Origin of the sequence: Streptomyces sp. NPDC049837 (assembly GCF_040674455.1) — a bacterium.
Classification (GTDB): domain Bacteria; phylum Actinomycetota; class Actinomycetes; order Streptomycetales; family Streptomycetaceae; genus Streptomyces.
Genome location: NZ_JBFAMP010000006.1, coordinates 395578 through 411461, shown reverse-complemented (window position 1 = coordinate 411461; position 15884 = coordinate 395578). Strand labels below are relative to the sequence as shown.

The window sequence follows — 15884 nt, the reverse complement described above, 5'->3', positions numbered from 1 at the left end:
GCGGGGGCGACCCTGCACGGCCCCTCCTGTCCCGATGCCGGGTGCGGGCGCAGGCGCGCGGGGCTCAGTGCGTGGCGGGAGTGGGCTCCGGGTCCGCCAGGCGGCGGGCCGTGCGGTCGGCTGTCGCGCGGGCCCAGGTGCCGCTGGTGGCCGCGCCGACCAGCAGGACGATCAGGCCGCAGCCGGCGATGATCCACCAGGCCGGGCGGCTCGCGGCGACGAAGCCGACCGTGTGGGAGGCGGGCGGGACGCCGGCGGCCAGGACGGCTCCGATGACCGCGACGCCCAGCGTCTGGCCGATCTGCCGGCTCGTGGAGGCGACGGCGGCGGCGACGCCCGCCTGGGCGCGGGGCATGCCGGAGACGGCCGTATTGGTGATGGGCGCGTTCACCATGCCGAACCCGAGGCCGAACAGGACGTACCCGGTGAACAGCAGCGGTGTGGACGTCTCGGCCTCGAAGGCGGCGAACAGCACCCCGCTCGTCGTCATCGTCACGCCCGCGATCAGCAGCGGCAGGCGCGGGCCCCGGCTGCCGACCAGCCGCCCGGACAGGGGCGCGCAGACGAAGGTGAGCGCGGCCATCGGCAGCATGTAGAGCCCGGCGTCCAGGGCGGACAGCCCGCGCACGTCCTGGAGGTACAGGGTGTTGACGAACAGGAAACCGCCCAGGGCCGCGAACGCGCACACCGCGATGACCGTGGCCCCGCTGAACGGGGCGCTGCGGAAGAAGCGCAGGTCGATCAGCGGCTCGGCGCGCCTCGGCTCGTACAGCAGCAGCGCGACGAGGGCGGCCCCGGCCACGGCGGCGAGGACCGGGTCCGTCTCGATGATCGCGTACGTCAGTGACCCCAGGAGCACCATGACGAGGAGCTGGCCGACCGGGTCCACCCGGCGGGGCCTCGGGGCGCGCGACTCGGGGACGTACCGGAAGGTGAGGAACAGCGCGAGGAGCCCGATCGGCAGGTTGAGCCAGAAGATCGAGCGCCAGCCGACCGAATCGGTGAGCACGCCGCCGACCAGTGGGCCCGCCGCCATGGAGATGCCCACGACCCCGCCCCAGACGCCGATGGCGCGGGCACGCGCGCGTGGCTCGGTGAAGGTGTTGGTGATGATCGACATGGCGACCGGGTTGAGCATCGAGCCGCCCACCGCCTGGACCATGCGGAAGGCGACGAGCGCTTCGAGGTTCGGGGCGAGGGAGCAGAGCGCCGAGCCGAGGGTGAAGAGGACCAGCCCGGCCATGAAGACCTTGCGGCGGCCGATCCGGTCGGCGGTGGAGCCGGCGAGCATCAGCAGCGACGCCAGGACGAGCGTGTAGGCGTCGATGGTCCACTGCATCCCCGCGACGTCCGCGTGCAGCTCCCGGCGCATGGAGGGCAGGGCGACGTTCAGGACGGTGTTGTCGAGGCTGACGATCAGCAGGCTCATGCAGCAGATCGCGAGGACCAGCAGCCGCCGGCGTTGAGTGAGCTCGGGCATATATTCAAAGTACGCCTAACTAACGATCTGGTCGGTGTGTGGGTGACAATGGGGGGCATGACCGCGTTCAGTCCTCTTGCCATCGGGCCGCACACCGTGCGGCCGCCGGTGGTGCTCGCGCCGATGGCCGGCATCACCAACGCCCCGTTCCGCACCCTGTGCCGCGAGTTCAGCGGCGGGAAGGGGCTGTTCGTGAGCGAGATGATCACGACGCGGGCGCTGGTCGAGCGCAACGAGAAGACCATGCAGCTCATCCACTTCGACGAGACCGAGACGCCCCGGTCGATCCAGCTCTACGGGGTCGACCCGGTGACCGTCGGAAAGGCGGTCCGGATGATCGTCGACGAGGACCTGGCCGACCACATCGACCTGAACTTCGGCTGCCCGGTGCCCAAGGTGACGCGCAAGGGCGGCGGTTCCGCCCTGCCGTACAAGCGGCCGCTGCTGCGGGCGATCCTCAACGAGGCCGTCTCCAACGCCGGGGACCTGCCGGTCACGATGAAGATGCGCAAGGGCATCGACGACGACCACATCACCTTCCTGGACGCCGGGCGCATCGCGGTCGAGGAGGGCGTGACGGCGATCGCGCTGCACGGGCGCACGGCGGCCCAGCACTACGGCGGCACGGCGGACTGGGACGCCATCGCCCGGCTCAAGGAGCACGTCCCGGAGATCCCGGTGCTCGGCAACGGCGACATCTGGTCGGCGGACGACGCGCTGCGGATGATGCGCGAGACCGGCTGCGACGGCGTCGTCGTCGGGCGCGGCTGCCTGGGCCGGCCGTGGCTCTTCGGCGACCTGGTGGCGGCCTTCGAGGGGTCGGGGAAGGCGGCGACGCCCACCCTGCGGGAGGTCGCGGACGTGATGGTGCGGCACGCGAAACTGCTGGGGGAGTGGATCGGCGACGAGTCGCGGGGCGTCATCGACTTCCGTAAGCACGTGGCCTGGTACCTGAAGGGCTTCGCGGTCGGCTCGGAGATGCGGAAGCGATTGGCGGTGACGTCCTCGCTGGACGAGCTGCGCGCTCAGTTGAGCGAGCTGGACCTGGACCAGGCGTGGCCGGTGGGCGCGGACGGCCCGCGTGGGCGGACGTCCGGAAACAACCGCGTGGTGCTCCCGGACGGGTGGCTGAAGGACCCGTACGACTGCTCCGCGGTCAGCGCTGACGCGGAGCTGGACACGTCCGGCGGCTGACCGGGGGCCCATGGCAAGGGGGCTTTGCCGAGGGACGTCGTGGCTGTCCGGATGCGGTGCGGGAGCCGTCCGGATCGTGGAATTCCGGGCTTCGGCGGGGCGTGATTCTCGCCACCCCTGATAGGGGTTGCGCTCAAATGAGCGCCGAGAGGGCGGCTGCACTTCTCAAAGGGTGGCACTCAGTGCCACCCTTTTTGTGTTCAAGAGTTGAACTCACGTGCCTTCCTGGGCGCTCATATGAGCGATTACCGCCAGCTTTGAGTCAAGCGTCATTCGGAGGCTGAAGGAGCTCGGCGCGAAAACCTACCGCTCAGTCACTTTCGATCTGCTGGCGGACGGGTGGTTAAGGCCGTATGACGGGTAGGCGTACGTACCCAGAAGCCTTCGATCTGGGTATGTTCCTCGCCGTCAGGGCAGCCACCGAGTCCTCGAGGAGTCGAGACCCGTGTCGGAAAACAAAGATCAGAAGTTCGTGTACGACTTCACCGAGGGCAACAAGGACCTCAAGGACCTGCTCGGCGGTAAAGGTGCCAACCTCGCCGAGATGACCAACCTGGGTCTCCCCGTTCCCCCCGGCTTCACCATCACCACCGAGGCCTGCAAGGTCTACCTCGAGAGCGGCGACGAGCCCGTCGAGCTGCGCGACGAGGTCACCGCGCACCTGGACGCCCTCGAGAAGAAGATGGGCAAGAAGCTCGGCCAGGCCGACAACCCGCTCCTGGTCTCCGTCCGTTCCGGCGCCAAGTTCTCGATGCCCGGAATGATGGACACCGTCCTCAACATCGGACTCTCCGACAAGTCCGTCGAGGGCCTGGCCAAGCAGGCCGGGGACGAGCGGTTCGCCTGGGACTCGTACCGGCGCCTGATCCAGATGTTCGGCAAGACGGTCCTCGGCGTGGACGGCGAGCTCTTCGAGGAGGCCCTCGACGAGGCCAAGGCCACCAAGAAGGTCACCGTCGACACCGACCTCGACGCGGGCGACCTGAAGAAGCTCGTCAAGCACTTCAAGAAGATCGTCAAGGCCGAGGCCGGCCGTGACTTCCCGCAGGACCCGCGCGAGCAGATGGACCTGGCCATCAAGGCCGTCTTCGACTCCTGGAACGGCGAGCGCGCCAAGCTGTACCGCCGCCAGGAGCGCATCCCGCACGACCTGGGCACCGCCGTCAACGTCTGCTCCATGGTCTTCGGCAACCTCGGCCCCGACTCCGGCACGGGCGTCGCCTTCACCCGCGACCCGGCCAGCGGCCACCAGGGCGTGTACGGCGACTACCTCCAGAACGCGCAGGGCGAGGACGTCGTCGCCGGCATCCGCAACACCGTGCCGCTGGCCGACCTCGAGTCGATCGACAAGAAGTCGTACGACCAGCTCATGCAGATCATGGAGACGCTGGAGAACCACTACAAGGATCTCTGCGACATCGAGTTCACCATCGAGCGCGGCCAGCTCTGGATGCTCCAGACCCGCGTCGGCAAGCGCACCGCCGGTGCCGCCTTCCGGATCGCGACGCAGCTCGTCGACCAGGGCCTGATCGACGAGGCCGAGGCGCTCCAGCGCGTCAACGGCGCCCAGCTCGCGCAGCTCATGTTCCCGCGCTTCGACGAGAAGGCGGACGTCGAGCAGATCGGGCGCGGCATCGCCGCCTCGCCGGGCGCGGCGGTCGGCAAGGCCGTCTTCGACTCGTACACCGCCGTCAAGTGGTCCCGGTCCGGCGAGAAGGTCATCCTGATCCGCCGTGAGACCAACCCGGACGACCTGGACGGCATGATCGCCGCCGAGGGCATCCTGACCTCGCGCGGCGGCAAGACCTCCCACGCGGCCGTCGTCGCGCGCGGCATGGGCAAGACCTGTGTCTGCGGCGCGGAGGAGCTGGAGGTCGACACCAAGCGCCGCCGGATGACCGTGCCCGGCGGGCACGTTGTCGAGGAGGGCGACGTCGTCTCCATCGACGGCTCCACCGGCAAGGTGTACCTCGGTGAGGTACCCGTCGTACCGTCGCCGGTCGTCGAGTACTTCGAGGGCCGGATGCACGCCGGCGCCGACGACGCCGACGAGCTGGTCCAGGCGGTGCACCGGATCATGGCGTACGCGGACCGGGTTCGCCGGCTGCGCGTGCGGGCCAACGCCGACAACGCCGAGGACGCGCTGCGGGCGCGGCGCTTCGGCGCGCAGGGCATCGGCCTGTGCCGCACCGAGCACATGTTCCTCGGCGACCGCCGCCAGTACGTCGAGCGGCTGATCCTCGCGGACACGGACGCCGAGCGCGACGAGGCCCTCAAGGCGCTGCTGCCGCTCCAGAAGGACGACTTCGTCGAGCTGTTCGAGGCGATGGACGGCCTGCCGGTGACGGTGCGCCTGCTGGACCCGCCGCTGCACGAGTTCCTGCCCGACATCACCGAGCTGTCGGTGCGCGTCGCCCTCGCGGAGGCCCGCAAGGAGCCCCACGAGAACGAGCTGCGGCTCCTCCAGGCCGTGCACCGGCTGCACGAGCAGAACCCGATGCTGGGTCTGCGCGGCGTACGCCTCGGCCTGGTCATCCCCGGACTGTTCACCATGCAGGTCCGCGCCATCGCCGAGGCCGCCGCCCAGCGCATCGAGGCCAAGGGCGACCCGCGCGCCGAGATCATGATCCCGCTCGTGGGCACCGTCCAGGAGCTGGAGCTGGTCCGCGACGAGGCCGAGCAGGTCATCGCCGAGGTCCAGGCGCAGACCGGCGTCGAGCTGCGACTGGCGCTGGGCACGATGATCGAGCTGCCGCGCGCCGCCGTGACCGCCGGTCAGATCGCCGAGTGCGCCGAGTTCTTCTCCTTCGGCACCAACGACCTCACCCAGACGGTGTGGGGCTTCTCCCGCGACGACGTGGAGGCGAGCTTCTTCACCGCGTACCTGGAGAAGGGCATCTTCGGGGTGTCGCCGTTCGAGACGATCGACAAGGACGGTGTCGGCGCGCTCGTGCGGAGCGCCGTCGAGGCCGGCCGGGCCACCCGCCCGGACATCAAGCTCGGCGTGTGCGGCGAGCACGGCGGTGACCCGGAGTCGGTGCACTTCTTCCACGAGGTGGGCCTGGACTACGTCTCCTGCTCGCCGTTCCGGATTCCGGTCGCGCGCCTGGAGGCGGGCCGCGCGGCGGCGCAGTCCAGCGGGAGCGACAGCCGCTGAGCCCGGCCCCGGACCGTCCGTTCGCCCGGACGGTCCGGCGATGAGCCCCGGAGCCGCCGTTGGTCCCCGACCCTCACCGATCGGCGGCGGCTCCGGTACGCAAGAGAGACGGGGCGGACACCTTGTGCGGAGGTGTCCGCCCCGTCGCGCTGCCCGGACACGGGTACGCACACGGTTCGCGGCGGGTTGGCGCCGGCCCGATCGTGGGGCCACCCGGGCGCGGGGCTTGGCCCGGTCAGGGGGGCGTGGGCCGCTCACGGTGGCTTGGCCCGCTCGGGGCGCGTGGGCCGCTCAGGTGGCTTGGCCCGGTCAGGGCGCGTGGGCCGCTCAGGTGGCGTGGGCCGCGGCGGGGGGAAATGTAGGTTCCTGTTGCATTGCGGCCGGTTGAATTCTGGGCTGTTGAAGGCCGGACTTTTACGCCCCGGCTACGTCCGGGCAAATGGCGCCGATTCATCCCGCAAAGAACGGGCGGAGCGCGGCCACCGGATCCCCACCCGCCGACCGCGCCCCATTACCCCTGCCGGGCGGGAGAGCCGCAACCTTTCAGGTCCGCCGCCGGACGTGCGAAGCCCCCCACGGTCTTCACCACGTCACCTCGGTCCTGAAGGTTTCCTGCCCGACGGCGTACAGCTTTTCGGTTCACCCCCGGTCTCCGCGATGCGTTTCAACTGTGGCTGAAATGCCGTGGTGACGTCCTGTGATGGCGTGCATACTCATTGGCGGGGGGTGATTGCGGATGCAACAGGTGGGGGTTCAGTGCTACGTATTCATTTCACCGGGGAGGACCTCGCCGGGGTCCGGATGGCTGCCCGGCCGGATGCGTTGTGGGAAACGATTCTCAGCTTTCACAGGTTGCGGGACCGGCGCGGCGCGATGGTCTACGGAGCATGGCGCTCGGAATCCCGGACGAGGCTGAACGGCGAAACGCGACTGCTCGGCGCCCTCGTCCCGACGCGGGGCTATTTCCCCGATTTCCTCACCCCGCCCCAGGGCCTCGACGGCCTTGACGCGGGCCTCCAGGCCGTACGGGCGACCCCGCCCGCCCGGGTCCACACGGAGCTGGCCCTGCTGGCCTCCTCCCGGCCCGGCGGGGGACCGCTGCCCGGTTGGGCGCGCGACCTCGCCGAGGGGCGGGAGGAGCCGTTCGGCCGGCTCATCGGGGCGCTGCGCGGCTACCACCGGGCGGCCATCGAGCCGTACTGGTCGCACATCGAGGCCCGCGTGGAGGCCGACCGCGCCGTGCGCGGCCGGGCCCTCCTCGACGGCGGGGCCGACGAACTGCTGGCCACCCTGCCGCCGGTGCTGCGCTGGAAGGCGCCCGTGCTGGAGGCCGACTATCCCGTCGACCGCGAACTGCACCTGGACGGGCGGGGCCTGCTCCTCCAGCCCTCGTACTTCTGCCGGGGCACCCCGGTCGTCCTCCGCGACCCGGACCTGCCGCCCGTCCTCGTCTACCCCGTCACGCACACCGACGCCCCGGTGGCGGCCCCGTGCGAGACCGGGACGTCCCCGCTGGGGCGGCTCGTCGGGCACACCCGGTGCGCCGTGCTCAGGGCCATAGGCCACGGCGGTACGACGAGCGAGCTGGCCCGCCGCGCGGGCGTGTCCCTCGCCTCCGCCAGCCAGCACGCGGGCGTGCTGCGGGACGCGGGCCTGGTGTACACGCTCCGCCAGGGCAGCTCCGTGCTGCACACCCTGACGCCGCTGGGCGCCGCCCTCCTGCACGGAGGCGGCGCCCAGCCCAGGCAGCAGCAGCCACGCCCCTACGCGCGGAAGGGGCCCGTCACCTCGTAGGTGATGCCGCCCGACGAACTGCCCGTCGTGCCGCGCTGGCTGGAGAAGTACAGCCGCTTGCCGTCCGGCGAGAAGGCCGGGCCGCAGATCTCGGAGCCCGACTGGCCGTTGATCCGCAGGAAGGGTGCCACCACGTCGTCCGGCGTGATGACGCAGATCTCCATGTTGCCGCCGTCCTCCGCGATGTACAGGTCGCCGGAGGACGAGCCGGTGACGTTGTCCACGCCGGTCAGCGGGGCGGTGCCGGAGGTGACCAGGGAGTCGTCGTAGGCCAGTTCGTAGGTGTTGGACGCGAGGTTCAACTGCCACAGGCGGTTGTCGCCCTTGGTGGTGAACCAGACCGTGTCACTGGCGTAGTGGCAGCCCTCGCCGCCGTTGAACTTCTTCGCGCCGGACACCTGGTAGCGGGTGGCCGTGGGGGAGCCGTCGGGGTCGGGCACGTTCGCCCAGCCGAAGCTGCCGGACGTGGCGGTGCCGGCCGTGAGGACCTGGAGGGTGCCCGAGGACAGGTTGCCCCACGTGCTCGGGACGAAGCGGTAGAGGCAGCCGTCGGACTTGTCCTCGGTCAGGTAGATCACCTTGCGGACCGGGTCCGCGGCCGCGGCCTCGTGGTTGAAGCGGCCCATGGCGGCCCGGCGCACCGCGGCGTTGACGCCCCACGGGTCGGTCTCGTACACGTACCCCGTGTCGACCTCCTCGCAGGACAGCCAGGTGTTCCACGGCGTCTTGCCGCCCGCGCAGTTGCGGTTGGTGTTGGACAGAATCCGGTAGGCGCCGGTGATCGCGCCGGTGGAGGAGAATTTGATCGCGCTCGCGCCGCCGGTGGAGGAGATCTCCGAGTTCGAGACGTAGATCCAGCCGGTGCCGTCGGCGTAACAGGCGCCGCCGTCGGGAGCGCTGTGCCAGACGTACGAAGTCGAGCCCACCCGCTGGCCGGACCGGGCGATCACCCGGCTGGTGAAGCCGCTGGGCAACTGGATGCCGTTGGCGTCAGCCGCGCCCATCGCACCGTACGGGCCCGGGCCCGGCTGGGCGGGCGCCGCGTAGGCCGCGCCGCGCATGAGGGTGAATCCGAAGGCGGCGGCGGAGCCACCGATGACCGCACCACGCAGGAAACTGCGACGTTCCACTTGTCACTCCAGGAGTCGTGACCACACCAGCCGCTCCCGGGCGGGGCGGCGGGGTCGAGCGCTTCGGGAACCTAGAAGCCCTGGATTGACGGTGCATCAACAAGCAGTGAAGCGGAAGCATCGGGGGCCGGTCGGTGTCGGGCCATGGCTCGTTCAGCCCTCCAGCAGCTCCTTCAGTTCCGTGAGGCGCTCCTTCCAGAACACCTTGTACGCCTCGACCGCGTCCGCGTCCGGCAATTTGGTGTGGCCCAGCCCGATCTGGGTCTTCGGTCCACCCTTGGGGGTCAGGTAGAGGGCGATCCGGCCGCCGCCCTCCCAGTCCGCCGTGACGGACTTGCCCGGCCGGTGCGTGCGGAGGGTGAACGCGCCCTCCGGCAGCCAGCGCCGGCGTACGTCCGGGTCGGTGAACGCCTCGGTGACCCGCTCGGGCGGGGCGTTCACCGTCCTGCTCACGGAGACCTGCCAGTCGCCCCCGCTCGACTGGCCCACCTCGCGCAGGCCGCGCTCCTGCTCGTACCCGACCGTGATCGACTGGGCGTGCCAGCCGGGCACGCCGTGCGCCTCGACGAGGTGGCGGGCGATCTCGGTGTGCGTGCGGGTGGCGGCGCCCCACGCGTCGAGCACGGCGAACCACGCCGCCCAGTCCTTGCCGGTGGCGGCGGACAGGGCGTCGCCCGACAGTTTCTCGGTGATCCTCCGGCTCGGGGGGCTCATGGCGCCGAGGCTAGGTCGGCGCCGGGCACCCCGCAACGCAGGCGTGCCGGGTGCCCGCGGTGGCGGGCGGCGCCAAGTGGGGCGAAATTTTTTTTCGGGGGAGCGATGAGTTCCGGCGGCCCCCGTGGTCTACCCCCTCGAAAGCGACACACCCACTTCAGAGAAGAGATGACGACATGCCCCAGATGATCTTCGTGAACCTGCCGGTGAAGGACCTCCAGACGTCGAAGACCTTCTGGAGCAAGCTGGGCTACTCCTTCAACGAGCAGTTCAGCGACGACAAGACCGCCTGCCTGGTCATCAGCGAGACCATCTTCGTGATGCTGCTGACCGAGCCGCGCTTCAAGGACTTCACGAAGAAGGAGATCGCGGACGCGGCGCGGACGACGGAGGCGATCTTCGCGCTGAGCGCCGACAGCCGGGAGCGGGTCGACCAGTTGTGCGACGCCGCTCTGGCGTCCGGCGGTTCGGCCGCCAATGACCCGCAGGACTACGGCACGATGTACGGCCGTTCCTTCCAGGACCCGGACCACCACCTGTGGGAGGTCATGTGGATGGACCCGGCGGTCGTCGAGGGCCAGTCCTGATCAGGCCGCCACGCCGCCGTCCACGATCAGATCGGTCCCGACCGTCGATCCCGCGTCCGGTGAGGCCAGGTACAGCACCGCTGCGGCGACCTCCTCGGCGGAGGTCAGCCGGCCGAGCGGTGTGCTGAACCTGGCCGCGCGCTCCTCGTGGGTCTCGCCCGGCCGCAGCGACATCGGGGCGTCCGAGGCGCCGGGGCTCACCAGGTTGATCCGGATGCCGTCCCGGACGTGGTCCAGGGCGGCGGCGCGGGTCAGCACGGCGACCGCCGCCTTGCCGACCGCGTACCCGCCCATGCCGGGCAGGCGGACGTGCGCGCCCAGGGTCGAGCCGACGTTGACGATCGCCCCGCCGCCGTTCGCCCGCATGTGGGCGATCTCGGCCTGGAGGGCGTAGAGCACTCCGGTGACGTTGATGTCGAGCATGGCCTGCCAGTCCGCCGGGCCGAGGTCGGCGACCGGGCTGCCCGCGCCCCGCAGGACGGCGGCGTTGTTGACCGCCACGTCCAGGCCGCCGAAGCGGGCGACGGTCCGGTCCACCAGGGCGCGCATGTCGTCGGCGCGGCTCACGTCGGCCGTGAACGCGGCGGCCGTGCCGCCCTCCTTCTCGATCAGGGCGACGGTCTCGTCCAGGGTGGCGGCGGTGCGCCCGGCGACGGCCACGGCGGCGCCCTCGGCGGCGAGGGCGAGTGCGATGGCCCGGCCGAGTCCGGATCCGGCGCCGGTGACGAGAGCGGTGGTACCGGTGAAGCGTGCGGACATGTCGTCCCCTTCATTCTTGACTGATCGGTCCAATATCAGGGCCGAGAAGAAGGGTGCCCGTGCTCGGGCACCCCTTTTTCCGTGACCGTGCGGTCAGTCCAGCAGTGTCAGCGCCTGCTCGGCCGCGTCCCGCACCCGTGCGGGCTCGCCGGACGCCTTGCCCACGACCCGGAGCCCCTGCATGAGCACCAGCAGCATCCGCGCGAGTGCCCGTGGGTCGCGGTCCGCGGGCAGCTCGCCCTGGGCCCGCGCCCGCGCCAGCGCGGAGTGCAGCAAGGTCTCGATGTGCTCCCAGCCGATCTCCACCCGGCGGGTCGCGGCCCGGTCGTGCGGGGCCAGTTCGGCCGCCGTGTTGGTGAAGAAGCAGCCGGTCAGTCGCTCCGTGTCGGAGGACGCCTCGGCGGCGAACCGCCGCACCACCGCCCGGACGGCCGGCAGGGCCGGGCCCGGCCGGGACAGCTCGTCCATCAGGCTCGGCTCGCGGGTCTCCGCGTACCGGTCCATGGCCTTCAGGTACAGCTCGTGCTTGCTGCCGAAGGTGGCGTAGATGCTGGCGCGGCCGATGCCGAGGCGGTCCGTGAGGTCCGCCATCGACGTCGCCTCGTAGCCGCGCTCCCAGAACAGCTCAAGAGCTGCCTGGAGCGCGGCGTCCGGATCGAATTCCTTGGTCCTGGCCACGGAGGTGACTCTATGACCATCTGGAACGAACGGTCAAGAAACCGTGGCGAGTTCGCGCGCCCGGACCTCGAAGACCGTCACCGAGAACTCCTCGTCGTCCAGGCACCGCCCCGTCTCCAGGTCGAAGCGCTGCTTCAGCAGCGGCGACGCCACGAACGGCCGCCCGCCCGCCGACCCGATCAGGCCGCGCGACAGCACCTGGGCGCCCGTGAACGGGTCCCGGTTGTCGATCGCGTACCACCGTCCCGCCCGGTCGCGGAAGAGCGCGACCTGCCGCCCGTCCGGCAGCAGCGCCGCCATGCCGCGTCCCGGCGTCAGTACCGAGTCGTCGCAGATCGGCAACCACTCGTCACCGTGGGAGAGTTCGAGCATCATCGGGCGGAAGCTCCTTCCAGGGGTTCCAGCGTCAGGATCGTCAGGTCCGGCTTGATCTGGCCGCGCTCCGGCACGAACTTCACCGACGGGTCCGGTGCGTCCGGGGCGTTCACGAAGGAGACGAACCGGCGCAGCCGCTCCGGGTCGTTCAGCGTCTCGGCCCACTCGTCGCGGTACGTCGCCACGTGCGCGGCCATCAGCGACTCCAGCTCGTCGCACAGCCCGAGCTTGTCGTGCACGATCACGTCGCGCAGGTGGTCCAGGCCGCCCTCCAGCCGCTCCAGCCAGGTCGCGGTGCGCTCCAGCCGGTCGGCGGTGCGGATGTAGAACATCAGGAACCGGTCGATCAGCCGGATCAGCTCCGCGTCCGACAGGTCCTGGGCGAGCAGGTCCGCGTGGCGCGGCGTCGCGCCGCCGTTGCCGCCGACGTACAGGTTCCAGCCGTTGGCCGTGGCGATCACGCCGAAGTCCTTGGACTGGGCCTCCGCGCACTCGCGCGCGCAGCCCGAGACGGCCGACTTGAGCTTGTGCGGGGCGCGCAGGCCCCGGTAGCGCAGCTCCAGGTCGATGGCCATCTTCACCGAGTCCTGCACGCCGTACCGGCACCAGGTCTGGCCCACGCACGACTTCACCGTCCGCAGCGACTTGCCGTACGCGTGCCCCGACTCGAAGCCCGCGTCCACCAGCCGCGCCCAGATCTGCGGCAGTTGGTCCACGCGCGCGCCGAACAGGTCGATCCGCTGACCACCCGTGATCTTGGTGTAGAGGCCGAAGTCCCGGGCCACCTCACCGATCACGATCAGCTTCTCCGGGGTGATCTCCCCGCCGGGGATGCGCGGCACGATCGAGTACGAGCCGTTGCGCTGCATGTTCGCCAGGAAGTGGTCGTTGGTGTCCTGGAGCGCGGCCCGCTCGCCGTCGAGGATGTACTCGTTGGTCAGGCTCGCCAGGATCGACGCCACGGCCGGCTTGCAGATCTCGCAGCCCTCGCCGCCGCGCGCCTCCTCCCGCCCGTGCGAGTCGAGCAGCTCGGCGTACGACGTGAAGCGCATCGTGCGGACGATCTCGTACAGCTCGCTGCGGGTGTACGAGAAGCAGCCGCACATCCCGCTGTCGGCGGGCTTGGGCAGGAGCTGCTGGATCACCTTGACGCAACTGCCGCAGCCGGTGCCCGCCTTGGTGCACTTCTTGACCTCGGGCAGCGACGAACAGGCGCAGATGGCGCCCTTGGTGACGTTGTGGCAGGAGCAGATGATCGCGTCGTCGGGGAGGGCCGAGGGGCCGAGGGCGACCGGCGCGCCCGCACCGGCCGGCAGCACCAGCTGCTCGGGCGCGACGGGCGGCTTGGTGCCGGTCATCGGCCGCAGCATCCCGTACGACTCGGCGTCACCGACGAGAACGCCGCCGAGCAGGACGCCGTCCTCGTCCACGACGAGCTTCTTGTAGACGCCGGCGCGCGAGTCGGAGTAGACGACGTCCAGGCAGTTCTCGGTGGTGCCGTGCGCGTCGCCGAACGACGCCACGTCCACGCCGAGCAGCTTCAGCTTGGTGGAGGTGTCGGCGCCGGTGAAGCCGTCCGCCTCTTGCTCGGCGATCGTCGCGGCCGCCGTCAGCGCCATCTCGTAGCCGGGCGCCACCAGCCCGTACACCCGGCCGTCCGCCGCCAGGGCGCACTCGCCGATCGCGTACACGGCCGGGTCCGACGTACGGCACCGCTCGTCCACCGCGATACCGCCGCGCTCGCCCACCGTCAGGCCGCAGTCCCGCGCGAGCTGGTCCCGGGGCCGTACGCCCGCCGAGAAGACCACCATGTCGGTGGTGACCGTCGAACCGTCCGACAGGGCCATGCCCGTCACCGAGCCGTTCTCGGTGAGCACCTCCTGCGTGCCGGTGCCGGTGTGGACGATGAGGCCCATGTTCTCGATGGTGCGCAGCAGTGCCGCGCCGCCGCCCTCGTCCACCTGCACCGGCATCAGGCGCGGCGCGAACTCCACGATGTGCGTCTCCAGGCCCAGGCCCTTGAGCGCGCCGGCCGCCTCCAGGCCGAGCAGCCCGCCGCCGACCACCGCGCCGGTCTTCGCCGTCTTCGCGTACTCCTCGATGGCGAGCAGGTCCTCGATGGTGCGGTAGACGAAGCAGCCCGTCGCGTCCTTGCCGGGTACGGGAGGGACGAAGGGGTACGAGCCGGTCGCCAGCACGAGGGTGTCGTACGCGATCACGCGGCCGGCGCGCGAGGTGACCGTCTTCGCCTCCCGGTCGATCGTCTCGGCCGGGTCGTCCAGGTGGAGCTCGATGCCGTGCCGCGCCATGAAGCCGTCCTCGACCATGGACAGGTCGTCGGGCGTCCTGCCGTCGAAGTACGAGGTCAGCCGCACGCGGTCGTACGCCGCACGGGGCTCCTCGCAGAGCACGACGATCCGCGCCCGCTCCGTGACGCCCCGGTCGGCGAGGGCCTCCAGGAAGCGCTGGCCGACCATGCCGTGGCCGACGAGGACGATTGTGGGCATGTGGGCCATTTCAGGAGCCTCCGTCATGGGTGAGCAGGTGGAGCAGGGGCGCTTCCGGCAGGGCCTCGTCGCCCTCCCAGGCCCGGGCGAGCGCCCCGACCGCGCCGAGATCGCCGAGCAGTACGCCGCCGACGAGACGGTCGCCACGGACGACGACCTTGCGGTACGCGCCGCTCGTCGCGTCCGCCAGCCGCACGGTGTCGTCACCGGGCAGCGGCGTCGCCTCGCCGAACGCCGCCAGTTCGAGGGCGTCCATGCTGAGCCGGGTCAACGCGCGCGTGCCCCGGTAGGCGCCGGTGCCGTGCAGCAGGACGTCCGCGAGGGCGTCGGCCTGCTCCAGGGCGGCGCCGGCCAGCCCGTAGAGGCGGCCGTCGTGCTCGGCGCAGTCGCCGATGGCGTGGATGTACGGGTCGGAGGTGCGGAGCTGGTCGTCCACGACGATCCCGCGCCGCACGTCCAGGCCCGCCTCCAGGGCGAGGCCCACACGCGGCCGGACCCCGCACGCGATCACGACGACGTCCGCGTCCAGGACGAAGCCGTCGGCGAGTTCCACCGCCTCGACCGTGTCGTCCACGCACCGCAGACCCCGGACGCGGCACTCGGTGTGGACCTCCACGCCCAGGTCCGCCTCCAGGTGGCGGCGCAGCAGTCGCGCCGCCTCGGCGTCGAGCTGGCGCTCCATCAGGTGCTCGCCCTGCTGGGCCAGCACCACCTCCGCGCCCCGGGCCGCCAGCGCGCGGGCCGCCGACACGCCCAGCAGGCCGCCGCCGATCACCACCGCCCGCACCCCGGGCCGGGGGCCCTGCCCGGCCGATCCCGCCGGGCTCGCGTGCCCTGGCACCGCACCTCGCTGCGTTGTCGTCGGTCGGCATGGCTCCGCCATGACTCCCTCCTCCGCCTTGCGATGCACGGCACCGGACCCCGCTCCCTGATCCGGCCTGATCGACCGGGCAGGGCCCACCAGCGCGTCCAGCGCCAGGCAGTCGTCGAGCGTCCGGAACGCGTGCACCCCGGCCGGCAGCCGCCCGCCACCGAGGCCGCGCAGCGGTGGCAGCACCGGGTTCGAGCCGGTGGCCAGAACCAGCCGGTCGTATGCGAAGGCCTCGCCGTCCGCGCAGTGCACCACCCGGGCGGCGCGGTCGATGCCGGTCACCCGCACGCCGTGGCGCGTCGTGCCGTTCCGGGGCGTCGGCAGGGCGATGACCTCGGGCGCGTACCGCCCGGCGAGGATGTCCGCGAGCAGCACCCGGTTGTACGGGGCGTGCGGCTCCTCGCCGAGCAGGGTGACGGGCAGCCGCTCGGCGAGGCGTGCGCCCGCCGTGCCTCCGCCTACCACCACGATCCGTGAACTCATGCCCGTCAGCGTGCGTCGGCGGTGTTACCCGGCAGCATCCCGTTTGTTTCGCGCACGGAAAGCTGACCTCAGCGAACGCGGGTGGGGGCGGTGAGGGCTCTCCCGACACGTGCCGGCGCCGGGGCGCGGGGGCGCGGGGTGCGGGGTGCGGGGGG

Annotated in this window: 12 protein-coding genes; 4 read left to right on the top strand and 8 right to left on the bottom strand. The window is 71.3% G+C overall.

What is annotated here, in order from left to right:
• Positions 1-64: 64 nt before the first annotated feature.
• Positions 65-1480 carry an MFS transporter gene (locus AB0J57_RS19635; protein WP_366129474.1) on the bottom strand — a complete coding sequence of 472 codons (1416 nt, stop codon included), beginning with the start codon at positions 1478-1480 and terminating at the stop codon, positions 65-67.
• Between the two features lie 57 nt (positions 1481-1537).
• Here AB0J57_RS19635 and dusB point away from each other — a divergent pair, with 57 nt between their 5' ends.
• The 3 genes from dusB to AB0J57_RS19620 all read left to right on the top strand — a co-directional run bounded on the left by dusB (position 1538) and on the right by AB0J57_RS19620 (position 7625).
• A complete protein-coding gene (gene dusB, locus AB0J57_RS19630) occupies positions 1538-2674 on the top strand; it encodes a tRNA dihydrouridine synthase DusB (protein ID WP_366129473.1) in 1137 nt (378 codons plus the stop codon).
• 445 nt (positions 2675-3119) lie between these two features.
• The gene (gene ppdK, locus AB0J57_RS19625; RefSeq protein ID WP_366129472.1) at positions 3120-5831 is read left to right on the top strand and encodes a pyruvate, phosphate dikinase; all 2712 of its coding nucleotides are present in this window, start codon (positions 3120-3122) and stop codon (positions 5829-5831) included.
• Positions 5832-6587: 756 nt separating this feature from the next.
• Entirely contained in the window at positions 6588-7625 is a 1038-nt protein-coding gene (locus AB0J57_RS19620; protein ID WP_366129471.1) for a winged helix-turn-helix domain-containing protein, read from the top strand.
• Here the strand turns inward: AB0J57_RS19620 and AB0J57_RS19615 are convergent.
• Both AB0J57_RS19615 and AB0J57_RS19610 read right to left on the bottom strand, forming a co-directional pair.
• Complete coding sequence (locus AB0J57_RS19615) at positions 7595-8755, bottom strand: alkaline phosphatase PhoX (protein WP_366129470.1); 1161 nt, start codon at positions 8753-8755, stop codon at positions 7595-7597. The genes AB0J57_RS19620 and AB0J57_RS19615 overlap by 31 nt on opposite strands.
• A 153-nt stretch (positions 8756-8908) precedes the next feature.
• Entirely contained in the window at positions 8909-9469 is a 561-nt protein-coding gene (locus tag AB0J57_RS19610; RefSeq protein WP_366129469.1) for an SRPBCC family protein, read from the bottom strand.
• Between the two features lie 176 nt (positions 9470-9645).
• Between AB0J57_RS19610 and AB0J57_RS19605 the strand changes: the two genes are divergently transcribed.
• Positions 9646-10056 carry a VOC family protein gene (locus AB0J57_RS19605; protein WP_366129468.1) on the top strand — a complete coding sequence of 137 codons (411 nt, stop codon included), beginning with the start codon at positions 9646-9648 and terminating at the stop codon, positions 10054-10056.
• Here AB0J57_RS19605 and AB0J57_RS19600 read toward each other — a convergent pair whose 3' ends face one another.
• The 5 genes from AB0J57_RS19600 to AB0J57_RS19580 form a co-directional block, all read right to left on the bottom strand.
• Positions 10057-10815: an SDR family oxidoreductase gene (locus AB0J57_RS19600; RefSeq protein ID WP_366129467.1), complete on the bottom strand. Its 759-nt coding sequence runs from the start codon at positions 10813-10815 to the stop codon at positions 10057-10059.
• Between the two features lie 93 nt (positions 10816-10908).
• Positions 10909-11493, bottom strand: coding sequence for a TetR/AcrR family transcriptional regulator (locus AB0J57_RS19595; protein WP_366129466.1), 585 nt, complete (start codon positions 11491-11493; stop codon positions 10909-10911).
• Positions 11494-11526: 33 nt separating this feature from the next.
• On the bottom strand, positions 11527-11868 hold the full coding sequence (nirD, locus tag AB0J57_RS19590; protein WP_366129465.1) for a nitrite reductase small subunit NirD: 342 nt from the start codon (positions 11866-11868) through the stop codon (positions 11527-11529).
• Entirely contained in the window at positions 11865-14375 is a 2511-nt protein-coding gene (gene nirB, locus AB0J57_RS19585) for a nitrite reductase large subunit NirB (RefSeq protein ID WP_366129464.1), read from the bottom strand. Before nirB ends, nirD begins: the two co-directional genes overlap by 4 nt.
• A 10-nt stretch (positions 14376-14385) precedes the next feature.
• Entirely contained in the window at positions 14386-15729 is a 1344-nt protein-coding gene (locus AB0J57_RS19580) for an FAD-dependent oxidoreductase (protein ID WP_366129463.1), read from the bottom strand.
• Positions 15730-15884 lie beyond the last annotated feature (155 nt).